Genomic DNA, 13546 nt, shown 5'->3' with positions numbered 1-13546 from the left:
TCCATTTCGTTATTGTAATGCCATGAATCGATCTCTTTGGATCATGAGTTGGTCGATACGGGCATCGTATCGCGCTTGCTCTAAGCTGCCCAACTTGGCCATTTTACTTGCTTCACTATAATATTGAATCGCTTTATTCCAATTTGCTCGCAATGCCAAAATTTCTGCTCGAGCAGCCAACTCTTCATCGCTACGCCCCAGCGCGTGGTAGCTCTTCGATATTAGGTGCCAGCCATTTGTATCTTCAGGATAGTCATGAGTGTATCTTTGAAGAACTCGCGTGGCTTGATCGTTTTTATTGTCCTCAAGTAGCGCATTGGCGTAGTTAATGGTCAATACTTTATTTTGAGGGTTACGAGATAACGCTTTGCGGAGCATCTCGGTTGCTTTTTCTGGCTGCTTCTTCTCGATGTATAAATCCGTCATAGCGTCCAAGTAAAACGGGTTACTTGGGTCTTGTTCCAGTAACTTTTTCAAAATTGGTTCCGCTTGAGATAAGCGTTTATTGTCTAAATGCACGAGTGCTCGACCATAATCAAAAGCAGGTGTAATGTCCGCAGAGGCTTTCTTTTGGATTCTCTCAAACCAGCTCAGGGCGGCTTGTCCATCAATGCCAGCGTAACGAGCCACAATGCGCGCGCGAGCTAGATGATAGTCTATTGAAGGCACAACACGCATTGGAGGATAGGTTCTTGCTCGCGCACGGCTATCGGTAATTCGATCTTCAGGCAGAGGGTGAGTCAGGAGCATTGGTGGCGGTTTACTCGCATAACGATACTCATCAGCAAGACGGCCAAAAAACCTTGGCATTGCTTGAACATCAAAACCGGCTTTTGCTAGTGTCGAAATACCAAAGCGATCCGCTTCTTTTTCGTTTGCACGAGTGTAGTTGATTTGACTTTGCATGTTGCCCGCGGTTGCTGCTGTAATTGCAGCCATCCCCGCTTCGGGTGAGGCAATTGAAAGCAGTAGTGCCCCCGCAAGTGCGGCTAATGTGGCCGGAGAGCGGCGTGCTTGTTCTTCCATACTCCGAGCAAGATGACGTTGTGTGACGTGCGCTATCTCGTGAGCGACAACAGAGGCCAGCTCACTTTCTGAACGAGCATGAAGAAACAACCCAGAATGCAGCGCTACATAGCCACCAAAAAACGCGAACGCGTTGATATTACGGTCGCGAATCATAAAGAAGTGGAACGGCGTTTTTACATCATTCGCATTGGCCACTAATTTGTGCCCAAGAGAGTCAATATATTCATTGATGACAGGGTCATTAACGATAGGTTTACTGGCTCTGAGCATACGCATATAGGCGTCGCCATAAATCAACTCTTGGTCTATTGAAAGCGTGCCACCAGCAGCTGTGCCAATGTCTGGCAAGTCAATGCTATTGGCATAAGTTGTCGGCGAACTGATGGCAGCAGCAAGACATAAGCAAACTAGCGAGCGAGTGCGTTTTAACATACGTTTAAAAGGTTCTCCAAAATACATAAGCATGTGGTTACAGGTCGAGAGCCCATTAACAGCGCCACATACGTTTTGGTTATCCGTGAGGATATAAGCTAACAGTAAGACCGGAAATAAATGAATTGGTTTCGTAAATTATTTTATATCCGAGCTATTTCAGCATGTGGTTAAATCATGTCAGAAGTGCTAGCACCAGCTCAAAAAGCCGTTACAATACAACCCTATCATAAGTGCAGAGCAATACAATGGAATCCATGTTACTTGATTTGCGTGAGCAACGTTGTCCTATGGCACTGTTACTTGCAAAGCGTCATGCTGCTGAGGTCTTTCAAGGAGAAGCAAAGCAGTATCATCAACTTGTCATTCAAGTGGTGGACAACAGCTCTAAACGAGACATTGTGAACTATCTTAGTGCCCAAGGGTACTCGGTTGATTGCCAATCTACATCAGAGCACTACACATTGACTGTCTTCAATAAGGAATCCGCATAAGATGTTTGAAATGGTTAGTCGTTGGTATAAACGACGTTTCTCTGACCCTCACGCAGTAAGTCTCGTCGCGATCTTGCTGTTTGGCTTTATCACCATTTACTTCTTTGGACACTTGATTGCGCCATTACTTGTCGCGATCGTTTTGGCTTATCTACTTGAATGGCCAGTTGTCAAAATGTGTCGTATGGGCGTGCCGCGCACTTTGTCGGTTATTATCGTGATCTTGGTCTTTGTCGGGTTAATGTTAATTGCGTTGTTTGGCTTGGTTCCGACGATTTGGACTCAGGTCGGTAATCTAATTAACGATATTCCGAACATGTACAACGGGCTACAAAAGTTTATTGTCACATTGCCAGAGCGCCATCCTGAACTAGCCAATTTAGAAATAGTAGAAACCGTGGTGACGAACGCCAAAAACCAAGCACTGGGGCTGGGTGAAAGTGTCGTCAAAGGGTCGCTTGCTTCATTAGTTAGCATTGCAACGCTAGCGGTATATTTGATCTTAGTGCCACTCCTTATCTTCTTTTTGCTTAAAGACAAAGAAGAAATGCTGCGAATCGCAAGTGGTATTCTGCCGAAAAACCGTAAATTGGCGAATAAAGTTTGGCATGAAATGAACGAGCAGATATCAAATTACATTCGCGGTAAAGTGTTAGAGATTTTAATCGTGGGCGGTGTGAGCTACGTGACTTTTGCCCTTTTAGATCTTCGTTACTCGGCGTTGCTTGCCGTAGCTGTTGGTCTGTCGGTTTTGATTCCTTATATCGGTGCGGCGGCTGTTACTGTACCTGTTGCTATCGTTGGTTTGTTCCAATGGGGTTTAACGCCTCCGTTTTATTGGTTGTTGCTTGCTTACGGTATTATCCAGGCGCTGGATGGTAATGTGTTGGTTCCTGTTCTGTTTTCCGAGGCAGTAAACTTACACCCAGTTGCTATCATTGTGGCTGTATTAGTCTTTGGTGGGCTGTGGGGTTTTTGGGGGGTGTTCTTCGCCATTCCTTTAGCGACATTAGTCAAAGCCGTATGGCATGCATTACCAAGCACGGAAGAAAACGAACCTGTCGAACAAGAGTAGTTGTTACCAAAGGTACGATGGTTACAAGAAAGCCCAGCAGTTTGCTGGGCTTTTTGTTTGTAGAAAAACAATAGCGTTTAAGCGTTTTCGTTTAAGTAGTTTAATACGACTTCGTGGTGATCTTTGGTTTTGAACTTGTTGAACACATGTTCGATCACGCCTTCTTCATTGATCAGAAAGCTAATGCGGTGAAGACCGTCGTATACTTTGCCCATGAATTTCTTTTCGCCCCAAACGCCGAACTGGTCAGCAACGGCATGGTCTTCATCAGAAAGCAGAGTGAAGTTTAAATCATCGCGCTCGATGAACTTGCCTAGACGCTTTACAGGGTCGATGCTTACGCCGAGTACCACCACGTTATGTGCATCGAGTTCAGCTTTGATGTCACGAAGGCCTTTTGCTTGTGTAGTACAACCCGGCGTCATCGCCTTAGGGTAAAAGTAGAAAAGTACTTTCTTGCCTTTAAAGTCTTCAAGAGAAACGGTATTTCCGTCTTGGTCGAGCAAAGAGAAGGCTGGCGCTGGCGAGCCTGCTGTCAGCGTATTCATTTTGATTTCCTTTACTTTATAGTGTGTTTTTAATGAAATTCAGAGAACCTTGTACGTTGAGCGACTTACAAAGTTCATCGAAGTCTTCTTGTAACTGCATCAAATTAAAATCCGCGCTTACAGATGCAGTAATCGCAATGTGAAACTGGTCAGAATCGAGTTGAATTTTCGACTTGCTGATGGTTTGCGCGCTAAGAGAGTCTAAACCAATCTGCTGATCAGCGAAGAACTTAGTAAATTTTTCAGTTAACCCAGGGCGGTCTTCAGACTCAATAAACACTTCCATGGTGTAGCTGTTATCGAGCAGTTCGTGCGCCGCTGTGCGTTTCATGATCGTAATAAGGTCATGTTCTTGGCCAAGCAGGGGCAATTGTGTTTCAACTCGAGTCACGCTGCTGGCGTTCCCAGTCAGGAGCATGATCAGCGTAAATTCGCTGCCAAAGATAGCGATACGGCTATCGACTATGTTACAACCAGCTTGAGTAACGAGCTGTACGACTTGGTTACAAATGCCTGGACGGTCCGTTCCAACTGCTGTAAGTACCAGATGTTGCTTCATAAATGAGCTTCTTGTCCTTTCTTCAATAGAGAGATGTTAGCACAGATATTGCGAAGAAATATCGAGCCAGTTCTTTTTTAGTCCATAAAAAAGCAGTCGGAGCTTGAGGGGAGTGGTGGGAAATAAACAGTAAATGCAGGCTATAGGATAAACAAAACGTTTGCATGATGTGCTTGCCTATTGTCTGGCCGTTTTATTCACTTAGATCTGACTTGGCTAACAAGACCAAAGAGTATATTTTCCTTGCTTGTGCTCTTCAGTATTTTCCAAATCACTGATAGATTCTAAAGTCACTCGAAAGCCCAACACGATTATCAATATTGCCGTTAATCAAACCAAATAGAGCAATTAAGTTGCTAGACCTCTAACAACTGATAATTATTCATTCATTTGTACTTTGTAAGCGAGTTTACGCTCTTGTGTTTTTCAATCGCATTACAGTACCATGCAGAAAGAGTTAAATGAGGGAGATAAACATGTTTTCAGGAAGTATCGTAGCGCTGATTACGCCATTCAAAGCAGATGGCGAAGTAGACTTTGACGGTCTGCAAAAGCTAGTAGAGTACCACGTTGAAGCGGGTACAGACGGTATTGTGGCAGTAGGCACAACAGGTGAGTCAGCGACACTGACCATTGAAGAGCATGTGAAGGTCGTTAATAAAACTGTTGAGTTTGCCGACGGTCGCATCCCTGTGATTGCTGGCACGGGTGCAAATGCAACCCATGAGGCAGTAACATTTAGCAAATTACTGGCTGATTCTGGTATTGCTGGCTTCCTGAGTGTGACACCGTATTACAACAAACCAACTCAAGAGGGTTTGTTTTTACATTACAAGGCAATTGCCGAAGCGAGTGACGTGCCTCTAATTTTGTACAACGTACCAGGCCGTACTGCTGTTGATATGCAGCCAGAAACAGTGGCACGCTTGTCAAAGCTTGATAATATCGTGGCTCTAAAAGATGCAACGGGCGATTTGGAACGAATTGCAATTCATCGTGAACTTTGTGGCGAAGATTTTATCTTACTAAGTGGCGATGATGCGACAGGGCTGGATTTTGTGAAACTTGGCGGCAATGGTGTTATCTCGGTAACGAACAATATTGCAGCTAAAGACATGGCAGACATGTTCCATTTGGCAAGTGAAGGTAAGTACGAAGAAGCAGAAGCGATTAACCAACGCTTGATGACTCTACACAAAAACCTTTTCATCGAAGCAAGCCCTATCCCAGTAAAATGGGCAGCGCAAAAGCTTGGTTTGATTGAAGAAGGTGGTTTGCGTCTTCCTTTAACTACGCTTTCTGAAAAATCGCAGCCGATCGTCGAGCAGGCGCTAACAGACGCCCATATTTATTAAGATTGAGCTATTAAGATTGAGTTACTAGGATTGAAGTTCATACTGGGGGCCAAAGCGCCCTCGGTGTTTTAGGAGTATAGATGAAGCTTTCAAGCCAGTTAGTGTTAAGTTCATTAGCTGTATTCGTATTGACTGCCTGTTCAGGTGGTGCCAATCAACGTCGTCAAGCAAAAGATGACTTCGAGTATTTGAACTCCCCAAATTTGGGTGAGTGGAATGTCCCACAGGGTGCACAGCCTCAGTTTTACCCTAACTACGAGATCCCTCAGGGTAACTACGCTGGTGGTGTAGGTAAAGATGTCGACATTCGTCCACCTCAACAAGTCCTAGAGCTTATTCCCGGTGCACGTCTAGACCGCAGTAGTGATGGTGAAGTGACACTTTGGCTACTTCGTAAAGATGAACTAGATAAAGTTTGGCAAACGGTGCAAAACATGGTCGCGGCCAACGAGATTCCAGTTGAAAGCCAAACAGACTCTCGCATCGAGACAGGATGGGTGACTTGGGATTCGCCAGATGAAGAGCTAGAAATTGGCAGCCGATATGAAATCGTACGCGCTGAAGCAAATGGTCGACACGGCTTTAAGGTGAGCCTTATTGACTGGCGTGAAGGCAATCAAGTGAAAGAAGTAACGGCGACCAACCGTGAGCGCTACAATGTGTTCATGACGAACTTGGTCACCGCTCGCTACGATCAAGAAGTGCGTGAAGAAGCACAGCGTAAAGCGCAAGAGTTGGTTAAACAGATCCCAATCACAATGGGTAAAGACCGCAGCGGACTTCCTGTGATTATCGCGCGTGCGCAATACAACATGCTTTGGCAACGTCTGCCTAATATTCTACCTAAGATGGGCTTTAAGATTGAAGAGCGTAGCCAGTCTCAGGGCACAATCACTGCGAAATATGCATCTCCGGATGATGAATTCTGGAACGATATCGGCGTTAAACCAGTGGAGTTAGCCGCTGGTAAGTACACATTCTTACTTGGTGATTTAGGCAACCGTACGTCTATCAATATCACCGACTCCTCTGGCAAGCCAGTAGAAGAAGAGTTTTTGAAATCACTAGCGCCTGTATTGGCTGCAACAGTGAAGCAGTAAACAAAGCGAGCTTAACGCGGCGTGTTTACTTAATGATAGAAAAGGGACCTAGTGGTCCCTTTTTTGATGTTTAGATTAAATGTGTCGAGATGAAGCTGGTGAGTAACTAACGAGGCTCGTTTTTGTTTTTATCTTCTTCAGCGTAGCGCTGTTTATCCAATGTGTTCAGCTTATCTAAATCGTTCTTACGGCTTTTATCCATCTGACCAAACTTCATTTTTGCGGTATATTTGAGTGCGGCAATATTACCAATGACCACGCTCAACACTACAATAATAATGACCCAAGGATTGGTTAGTATTTCTATCATAGAGCCTCCGGCGGCGTGATATTGTGAATAAATTTGGCAACGACGTTATCCAAATTATTCAGTATGACGTCAATCCCTGCAATGTTGTCGGTCTGATTTTGTTTAATCAACTGGCTTCTGAGTACATCAAGCGTCAACTGCTCGAGGCATTGCTGCCCGACAGCGCGGTGACTAATGTGCCAAGGCTCAATCGAAACGCCACCTAAATCATGCTGATAAGGGAAGAAGAAACCGAACCGACCAAGGTTGGCTTTTAACCATTGGTAGAACGCTTGTTGGTGGCCTTCAAGATACTCCCAAGGTTCCAACTTGAGTTTGGTGTCAGCAGGCAATAAATTGCGCGCATAGACATCAAAATCACAACCCCAATGATGACGACTTCCTCCGGGCAATGCCGACCAGCGCAAAATGGCCATCAATTTCTCTTCGTCATTTAACTCTGCTTTATTCAAAGGGCGGGAGTTTATGTCGAGAATTGGCAACTCACCAGAAAACTTCCCGTTCCAGATGGCTTTTTGGCGATTAAAGTCACGAAAACCACTGGCGATTTCCATTTTGAAACCTGCTTCGGTTGCGGCATTAATCATCTTCAATAAGTCATTGACTACTTTAGGGTGAAGCATAAATGCCTTTTGCCCCACTAGTGTGGATTGAAGATGGGAATCAGTGATTCCGGTGAGTTGCTCTGGTGTCATTGTGTTCTCGCTGATTACTTCGCCAATAGGTGTTTCAACGTGTTTTCGTACATGTCCGTCAACTTTTCAAGATCGTCGACTTTCACACACTCGTTCACTTTATGAATCGTAGCGTTAACAGGGCCTAACTCTACGACTTGACCTCCCATTCGAGCAATAAAACGACCATCAGACGTACCGCCAGTTGTAAGTAGCGCTGGCTTCGTATCATTGACTTCAGCCACAGCAGCTACAACCGCGTCTAGCAGTGCGCCCGTATCGGTCAGGAATGGGTCACCGTTGAATGTCCATTTTAGGTCGTAGTCCAGCTCATGCTTGTCCAATGTTTCGGTAACACGCTGAACAATTGCGTCATTGTTAAGCTCAGTACTAAAACGTAGGTTGAACTGAACATGGAACTCGCCAGGAATAACGTTAGACGCACCAGTGCCAGCCGATACATTCGGGATCTGGAAACTAGTCGGTGGGAAGTAATCATTCCCTTTGTCCCATTCTGTCGTCGCGAGTTCATGAATCGCGAGTAGAGACTCGTGCACTGGATTGCTGGCTAGGTGAGGGTAGGCCACGTGGCCTTGTGTTCCTTTTACCGTTAAATCACCAGTGATGGATCCACGGCGTCCATTTTTCACTACATCGCCAACCACGTCGGTGCTGGATGGTTCACCAACAATACACATATCGATGTTCTCACCACGTTCCATCAACGTTTCTACAACGCGGACGGTACCGTTGATAAATGGCCCTTCTTCATCCGACGTAATTAAGAAGCCAATTGAGCCTTTGTGATCTGGGTTTTCGGCGATAAAGCGTTCAACTGCAACAACCATAGCGGCGAGTGACCCTTTCATGTCAGCTGCGCCGCGGCCATGCAAGTAACCATCAATAATGGTCGGTTCAAACGGATGTGTATTCCAGTGTTCCAATTTGCCAGCTGGTACCACATCGGTGTGGCCAGCAAACGCAAATAGCGGCGCTTCTGAACCACGTCGAGCCCAGAAGTTCGTGGTGTCTTCAAATACCATCACTTCAATTTCAAACCCGAGTGCTTTTAAGCGCTCGATCATCAAATCCTGACAACCTGCGTCTTCCGGCGTTACGGACTGTCTACTGATCAGATCTTTAGCAAGTGCCAATACTGGACTGTCTGTCATCCTTGAGTATTCCTTTATTTAAGAGTTGAAAATGCTAGCGTATTGATCAGCTTTAAAACCGATATGAAGTTGATCATTCACTTTTAAAATTGGGCGTTTAATCATCGCAGGGTTTTCTACCAAAAGAGCGATGGCGTTTTCCTCGTTAAGTGTGTCTTTCTGCTCTTGCGCTAATTGGCGGTAGGTTGTGCCACGTTTATTGAGCACCTGTTCCCAACCTAAAGCGCGACAAAATTCACTTACCATTTCTGCATCAATGCCTTGCTTACGGTAGTCATGGAAGTCGTAAGCAATATCCTCGGCTTCTAACCATTTCTTGGCTTTTTTGATCGTATCGCAGTTGGGAATACCAAACATGGTAATCGACATAGTGTTTCCTTTTTCTTTGTTCTATTTTTCACTGGCGCGGTTAAGACGCACTTAAGTGATTTGGGCTGTTAAAGCATCCTATCAAGAAGCAATCAAACTGACAAAATGCGGTGGAAAATATTTTCAGATAGATTGAGATAACTAATGTCACATAACTTATTTACGATGAATGCGCTATAAATCGAATAAAAATTCGTCTAAATCAAATGGAAAAGTCGAGTTATTGATCAAACGCAACACCTCGCTGAGCAAAAACGAAATAATGAATCAGCACAATTTTAGGAGGTGTCAATGGAATTGAGTCCTGTTTTTGCAAGGCGGCTATATTTGGCCTTGTTGGTGGAAAACCTAGAAAGGCCGAATGTGCCAAAGTTGATCGAAAAAACGGGGTGGCCTCGTCGTACTATTCAAGATGTACTCAAGGCGTTACCTGGGATCGGCATTGAACTCATATTCGTTCAAGATGGCCGACGTCATAATGACGGCTATTATCAACTTTCAGATTGGGGGCCTTTTGATAGCCAATGGGTTCTAGAGCGGGAGAGAGATATCGCTAGCAGTCTTGGATTTCGTGCATAAGCCAGCAATTGCTGGCTTTTTTCATATTCAGGCCTCATCCATTGCAGCGGTAGGCGGAACCCAGTACGCTAAATGAAGTGATAAAATCTTGTGGGGAAACCATAAAAACGGTGTCCGCATCGATAGCCGCTGCATTGTTTTTTAAATCGTTCATCGCGCCTTGCATCATCGCGTCATTAGTCATGAAAATGTAGTTATACCAATGGCCTTCACTTCCGGTGACTTCGCCTTTGTATTCGCATCGCTCAGGGTCGAATTGCGCGTCAATGCGAATATGAACATCTTGACTTTGAGCATGAGTAAGGTGAGATGGCATCGTGCAACCCGTTAGAAGCACGACAAAAAGTCCAAGTAACAGGCGTTTCATTAGCTATTTCCCCAATACTATGTAAGCAGCAAAGCCAATCCAGCTCAGGACAAGTAGTGTCCAAGGCAGTTTGCTTGATGAATGGTTTGGCGCATCGTCGGTGATATTGTCTTGTTCGATAATCTCTTCATGCTGACGTTGTTTTTCACGTTGCTGTTTTTTCTTCGCTTTATCGGCTTGGCGGTTGCGCTCTTTTTGTTGTTTCTTATATTGCGCGATGCCTTTTTCGATACCTTGAGCGATGAGCTTGGTTTGCTCTTTGGTTTGACCGGGCTTTTGCGTGGATTTAGCAATTCTCATCGCTTCGGCTTGTGTTTCTTGAGAAGGCACAGGGGTGGCAGGAGTTCTTTTTTTCATGTTTCTCATCAACGTCGCTGTAAATCTTTGTTTAGTTTACCTGTGTAAGGTGCTGAAATGAACTTCAGTTCTCATCTTTGTTGGCTTGCAACTCTGAAACGATAGGTTAAAGTGACGTTTTTATCACATAAAGAAGAAGATGTTGTGCGCTATTCGTTTGACCAATATGACGCTCATGGATTTTTAAAGGCGCCGATCATTTTATGGGTGGGATGGATGTTTCTTGTGCGTTCATGGGTGGTGTTTGCCATGGCTGGTGTAAGTCGTGATAGTGGCAGTAAGCTACTCGCTATTGTTTACCCAGATTCAAGTACGTTGTATTTAGGTTTGGCGATGGGCATTCCAAGTTTGCTTCTTATGTGGTTAATGGGGCTTCGTCATCCCGACAGAGGATGGGTAAACAGAATTACTCGCTATGGTCGCGAGATCACTTTGATCTTGTGCGGTATTCAACTTGCTCAGACCATGTATCATGTGTACCTAGAACATGGAGTGTTTAATTGGGCAAACGCCCTTACCATTACCTTATTAGCTTGGTTTATGATCTATCTTCTAAATGGAAGATGGGTAAAAGACTGTTTTCATGTGCCACAATTGGCGCACGATGAACAGCAGCATTCAAAGAATTAAAAACAATAACTTCCCACTCTGGGGCAAAGTAATAGAGGAAACCTCAATGTCACAAGCTCAAACGGCGATCGTGCCAGAAGCCGGGCCATTTGCACTGTACACTCAACTCAAAGTGAACCAAAACCGTGAAAACGTATTAGAAAAACTGAAAGCACTGCCAAAGTTGGTGGAAGAGTTAAACATTACCCAGCCGGGTGCAGCGCTGACGCTTTCTATCGCATTCACAAAATCGTTTTGGGAACACCTTAATGTAGACGCGCCAGAAGAGCTTATTGATTTTACTCAACTTGGCGAAGGTGACATCGTTGCTCCAGCAACAGACATAGATGTGCTGATTCACTGTCACTCGACTCGTCACGACTTGCATTTTTACGTGTTGCGTAAGTTCCTAGAAGAGACGGCACAAGATGTCACCATTGTGGACGAAACATATGGGTACCGTTACCTTGATGCTCGTGATATGACAGACTTCATTGATGGCACAGAAAACCCGAAAGGGGAGGCTCGCGCTGATGTGGCTCTAGTAAAAGAGGGCCCATTTGCTGGAGGCAGTTATGTTATGGCTCAGCGCTTTGAACATAACCTTGCCGCTTGGAATCGATTGAATGTCAAAGCGCAAGAAAAAGTGATTGGTCGTACCAAGCCAGACTCTATCGAGCTAGAAGACGTTCCTGCTGCATCACACGTTGGTCGAGTTGATATCAAAGAAGAAGGTAAAGGTTTGAAGATTGTTCGCCACAGCTTACCATACGGGACGGTAACAGGGCCTCATGGCCTGCTGTTTATTTCTTACTGCAATACACTTCATAACATTAAAGTGATGCTAGAAAGTATGTACGGCGTGACAGATGGTAAAACAGACCAAATGCTTCGTTTCACAAAAGCGGTAACTGGTGCGTACTTCTTCGCTCCTTCACAAGAAATGCTCGCAGAGCTAGCCATCAAGTAAGTTCTCAGACTTTATTTCTTAAGCCCTCCAATTGGAGGGCTTTTGTTTTCTATTTCTATTCCAATCTCTTTTCAAAAAACACTAAACTTTTCTGTTACTTGGTCGATAAGTACTCAAAGCCTTAATTTTAGGACTCTTTATTCGTGGCGATCACCGTTAATACCAATGTAGCAGCACTTGTCGCACAGCGTCATTTGACCAGTGCAACGGATATGCTGAACCAATCCATGGAGCGTTTGTCTTCAGGGAAGCGTATTAATAGCGCAAAGGATGACGCTGCGGGTCTGCAAATCTCCAACCGCTTGCAATCACAAATGCGTGGTTTGGATGTCGCGGTACGTAACGCGAATGACGGCATTTCCATCATGCAAACTGCGGAAGGCGCGATGAATGAGGTGACCAATATCATGCAACGTATGCGTGATTTGTCGCTACAGTCAGCCAATGGTTCAAACAGCAAAGCGGAGCGCAATGCACTGCAAGAAGAAGTCTCTGCTTTAAATGATGAGTTAAGTCGTATTGCAGAAACGACCTCCTTTGGCGGACGTAAATTGCTGAATGGCACATTCGGTACATCGTCTTTTCAAATCGGTGCAACGGCTGGTGAAGCGGTACAAATTGGCCTGCGGACCATGCAGCCGGAATCTTTAGGTAGCTTTTCAATGAGCTCATATCAAAGAGTCAGTTCAGATTGGACGGTTCAAAACGGAAATAATGAAATTGTTATCAGCTACCGTGATAACAATTTTGAAGAGCAGGAGATCCGTATTGAAGCTAAAGCTGGCGATGATATAGAAGAACTCGCGACTTACATTAATGGGCAAACCGATAAAGTGAAAGCGTCTGTTAATGAAGAGGGGCAACTGCAGTTACTCATGTCCCACAAGGACGCCATAAAATACCCTGGACCAACCTTCAGTGGTGGCCTGGCTGATGAGTTAGAACTTGGCAAGTATGTCACCGTAAATAGAACGGTAGATAGTATTGATATTAGCACGGTCGGTGGCGCTCAGATGGCGGTCGGTATTTTAGATGATGCTTTGAAAACGGTAGATGGCAGTCGTGCGGAGTTAGGCGCGTATCAAAACCGCTTTAATCACGCGATCAATAATCTAGATAATATCCACGAAAACTTAGCCGCTTCCAACAGTCGTATCCAAGACACTGACTATGCCAAAGAAACTACGCAAATGGTGAAGCAACAGATTTTACAACAGGTCAGTACTTCTATTCTGGCACAAGCAAAACAAGCGCCAAACCTAGCATTGACCTTGCTTGGCTGATGAACGGCCTTGCCCGAATTTAACGCAAAACCTGCCTGTATCGACAATTCGAAAAGAAGCTTTAGCAAAAAATGAAAGTTTTTTTGCTTTTTTATCCGCTTTGTCACGATTACCCCTCCAAACGAATTATTTTCAAAAAAATCTAAAATTTTCTCTAAAGAAAACAGGGTATGCGCCGTTAATAAAAGTAACTTTGAGAGAACTACTTGGTTTTCCGAGACGTCGGAAACCGCTACACCGGAAAATCAATTGGAGAAATCACCA

Annotated in this window: 18 protein-coding genes; 9 read left to right on the top strand and 9 right to left on the bottom strand. The window is 44.7% G+C overall.

The window, feature by feature from the left end; all coding sequences use genetic code 11:
- Window positions 1–9: 9 nt before the first annotated feature.
- Window positions 10–1461, bottom strand: coding sequence for a M48 family metallopeptidase (locus tag R7190_RS22570; RefSeq protein WP_318137613.1), 1452 nt, complete (start codon window positions 1459–1461; stop codon window positions 10–12).
- A gap of 257 nt (window positions 1462–1718) precedes the next feature.
- On the opposite strand from R7190_RS22570, the gene R7190_RS22565 reads away from it, so the two are divergent.
- The gene (locus R7190_RS22565; RefSeq protein WP_005380414.1) at window positions 1719–1955 is read left to right on the top strand and encodes a sulfurtransferase TusA family protein; all 237 of its coding nucleotides are present in this window, start codon (window positions 1719–1721) and stop codon (window positions 1953–1955) included.
- Window position 1956: 1 nt separating this feature from the next.
- The gene (locus tag R7190_RS22560) at window positions 1957–3030 is read left to right on the top strand and encodes an AI-2E family transporter (protein ID WP_005389843.1); all 1074 of its coding nucleotides are present in this window, start codon (window positions 1957–1959) and stop codon (window positions 3028–3030) included.
- Window positions 3031–3107: 77 nt separating this feature from the next.
- Here R7190_RS22560 and bcp read toward each other — a convergent pair whose 3' ends face one another.
- A complete protein-coding gene (gene bcp, locus R7190_RS22555; RefSeq protein WP_005380418.1) occupies window positions 3108–3578 on the bottom strand; it encodes a thioredoxin-dependent thiol peroxidase in 471 nt (156 codons plus the stop codon).
- 16 nt (window positions 3579–3594) lie between these two features.
- On the bottom strand, window positions 3595–4137 hold the full coding sequence (locus tag R7190_RS22550) for a glycine cleavage system protein R (RefSeq protein ID WP_005380420.1): 543 nt from the start codon (window positions 4135–4137) through the stop codon (window positions 3595–3597).
- Window positions 4138–4613: 476 nt separating this feature from the next.
- Between R7190_RS22550 and dapA the strand changes: the two genes are divergently transcribed.
- Window positions 4614–5492 carry a 4-hydroxy-tetrahydrodipicolinate synthase gene (gene dapA, locus R7190_RS22545; RefSeq protein WP_005380422.1) on the top strand — a complete coding sequence of 293 codons (879 nt, stop codon included), beginning with the start codon at window positions 4614–4616 and terminating at the stop codon, window positions 5490–5492.
- An 80-nt stretch (window positions 5493–5572) separates the two neighbouring features.
- On the top strand, window positions 5573–6592 hold the full coding sequence (gene bamC, locus R7190_RS22540) for an outer membrane protein assembly factor BamC (protein WP_005380424.1): 1020 nt from the start codon (window positions 5573–5575) through the stop codon (window positions 6590–6592).
- 106 nt (window positions 6593–6698) lie between these two features.
- Here the strand turns inward: bamC and R7190_RS22535 are convergent, their stop codons facing one another.
- From R7190_RS22535 to R7190_RS22520, 4 genes are read right to left on the bottom strand one after another with little or no spacing between them, the layout of a single operon-like run.
- Complete coding sequence (locus R7190_RS22535) at window positions 6699–6902, bottom strand: DUF2897 family protein (RefSeq protein ID WP_005380425.1); 204 nt, start codon at window positions 6900–6902, stop codon at window positions 6699–6701.
- A complete protein-coding gene (locus R7190_RS22530; protein WP_025768261.1) occupies window positions 6899–7597 on the bottom strand; it encodes a M15 family metallopeptidase in 699 nt (232 codons plus the stop codon). The genes R7190_RS22535 and R7190_RS22530 overlap by 4 nt, the downstream gene beginning before the upstream one ends.
- A 14-nt stretch (window positions 7598–7611) precedes the next feature.
- Window positions 7612–8748 (bottom strand): succinyl-diaminopimelate desuccinylase, encoded by a 1137-nt coding sequence (gene dapE, locus R7190_RS22525; protein WP_033907099.1) that lies wholly within the window; start codon window positions 8746–8748, stop codon window positions 7612–7614.
- Window positions 8749–8766: 18 nt separating this feature from the next.
- Complete coding sequence (locus tag R7190_RS22520; RefSeq protein ID WP_005380431.1) at window positions 8767–9117, bottom strand: ArsC family reductase; 351 nt, start codon at window positions 9115–9117, stop codon at window positions 8767–8769.
- A gap of 291 nt (window positions 9118–9408) precedes the next feature.
- Between R7190_RS22520 and R7190_RS22515 the strand changes: the two genes are divergently transcribed.
- Window positions 9409–9696, top strand: a complete 288-nt coding sequence (locus R7190_RS22515; RefSeq protein WP_005380433.1) for a winged helix-turn-helix domain-containing protein — start codon at window positions 9409–9411, stop codon at window positions 9694–9696.
- 34 nt (window positions 9697–9730) lie between these two features.
- Here the strand turns inward: R7190_RS22515 and R7190_RS22510 are convergent, their stop codons facing one another.
- Together R7190_RS22510 and R7190_RS22505 are read right to left on the bottom strand one after the other, a co-directional pair.
- On the bottom strand, window positions 9731–10063 hold the full coding sequence (locus tag R7190_RS22510) for a DUF4156 domain-containing protein (RefSeq protein WP_005380435.1): 333 nt from the start codon (window positions 10061–10063) through the stop codon (window positions 9731–9733).
- 3 nt (window positions 10064–10066) lie between these two features.
- On the bottom strand, window positions 10067–10420 hold the full coding sequence (locus tag R7190_RS22505) for a DUF2956 domain-containing protein (RefSeq protein WP_005380437.1): 354 nt from the start codon (window positions 10418–10420) through the stop codon (window positions 10067–10069).
- A 144-nt stretch (window positions 10421–10564) separates the two neighbouring features.
- Between R7190_RS22505 and R7190_RS22500 the strand changes: the two genes are divergently transcribed.
- From R7190_RS22500 to R7190_RS22485, 4 genes are all read left to right on the top strand, one after another.
- Window positions 10565–11050, top strand: a complete 486-nt coding sequence (locus R7190_RS22500; protein ID WP_025768263.1) for a DUF2919 domain-containing protein — start codon at window positions 10565–10567, stop codon at window positions 11048–11050.
- Between the two features lie 46 nt (window positions 11051–11096).
- Window positions 11097–11999 (top strand): Dyp-type peroxidase, encoded by a 903-nt coding sequence (locus R7190_RS22495; protein WP_025768264.1) that lies wholly within the window; start codon window positions 11097–11099, stop codon window positions 11997–11999.
- A 143-nt stretch (window positions 12000–12142) separates the two neighbouring features.
- Window positions 12143–13282, top strand: a complete 1140-nt coding sequence (locus R7190_RS22490; protein WP_042521439.1) for a flagellin — start codon at window positions 12143–12145, stop codon at window positions 13280–13282.
- The coding region (locus R7190_RS22485) for a hypothetical protein (RefSeq protein ID WP_318073604.1) at window positions 13275–13546 on the top strand (272 nt) is incomplete at its 3' end. The genes R7190_RS22490 and R7190_RS22485, both read left to right, overlap by 8 nt.

The sequence above is a fragment of the Vibrio sp. 1078-1 genome (assembly GCF_033340475.1).
This window is presented reverse-complemented; position numbering and strand designations above follow the sequence as displayed.

Excerpts from the sequence above, each read along its gene's own strand:
- R7190_RS22570 (WP_318137613.1), bottom strand. The coding sequence starts at position 1,461 with ATGTTAAAACGCACTCGCTCGCTAGTTTGCTTATGTCTTGCTGCTGCC.
- R7190_RS22565 (WP_005380414.1), top strand. The coding sequence starts at position 1,719 with ATGTTACTTGATTTGCGTGAGCAACGTTGTCCTATGGCACTGTTACTT.
- R7190_RS22560 (WP_005389843.1), top strand. The coding sequence starts at position 1,957 with ATGTTTGAAATGGTTAGTCGTTGGTATAAACGACGTTTCTCTGACCCT.
- bcp (WP_005380418.1), bottom strand. The coding sequence starts at position 3,578 with ATGAATACGCTGACAGCAGGCTCGCCAGCGCCAGCCTTCTCTTTGCTC.
- R7190_RS22550 (WP_005380420.1), bottom strand. The coding sequence starts at position 4,137 with ATGAAGCAACATCTGGTACTTACAGCAGTTGGAACGGACCGTCCAGGC.
- dapA (WP_005380422.1), top strand. The coding sequence starts at position 4,614 with ATGTTTTCAGGAAGTATCGTAGCGCTGATTACGCCATTCAAAGCAGAT.
- bamC (WP_005380424.1), top strand. The coding sequence starts at position 5,573 with ATGAAGCTTTCAAGCCAGTTAGTGTTAAGTTCATTAGCTGTATTCGTA.
- R7190_RS22535 (WP_005380425.1), bottom strand. The coding sequence starts at position 6,902 with ATGATAGAAATACTAACCAATCCTTGGGTCATTATTATTGTAGTGTTG.
- R7190_RS22530 (WP_025768261.1), bottom strand. The coding sequence starts at position 7,597 with ATGACACCAGAGCAACTCACCGGAATCACTGATTCCCATCTTCAATCC.
- dapE (WP_033907099.1), bottom strand. The coding sequence starts at position 8,748 with ATGACAGACAGTCCAGTATTGGCACTTGCTAAAGATCTGATCAGTAGA.
- R7190_RS22520 (WP_005380431.1), bottom strand. The coding sequence starts at position 9,117 with ATGTCGATTACCATGTTTGGTATTCCCAACTGCGATACGATCAAAAAA.
- R7190_RS22515 (WP_005380433.1), top strand. The coding sequence starts at position 9,409 with ATGGAATTGAGTCCTGTTTTTGCAAGGCGGCTATATTTGGCCTTGTTG.
- R7190_RS22510 (WP_005380435.1), bottom strand. The coding sequence starts at position 10,063 with ATGAAACGCCTGTTACTTGGACTTTTTGTCGTGCTTCTAACGGGTTGC.
- R7190_RS22505 (WP_005380437.1), bottom strand. The coding sequence starts at position 10,420 with ATGAAAAAAAGAACTCCTGCCACCCCTGTGCCTTCTCAAGAAACACAA.
- R7190_RS22495 (WP_025768264.1), top strand. The coding sequence starts at position 11,097 with ATGTCACAAGCTCAAACGGCGATCGTGCCAGAAGCCGGGCCATTTGCA.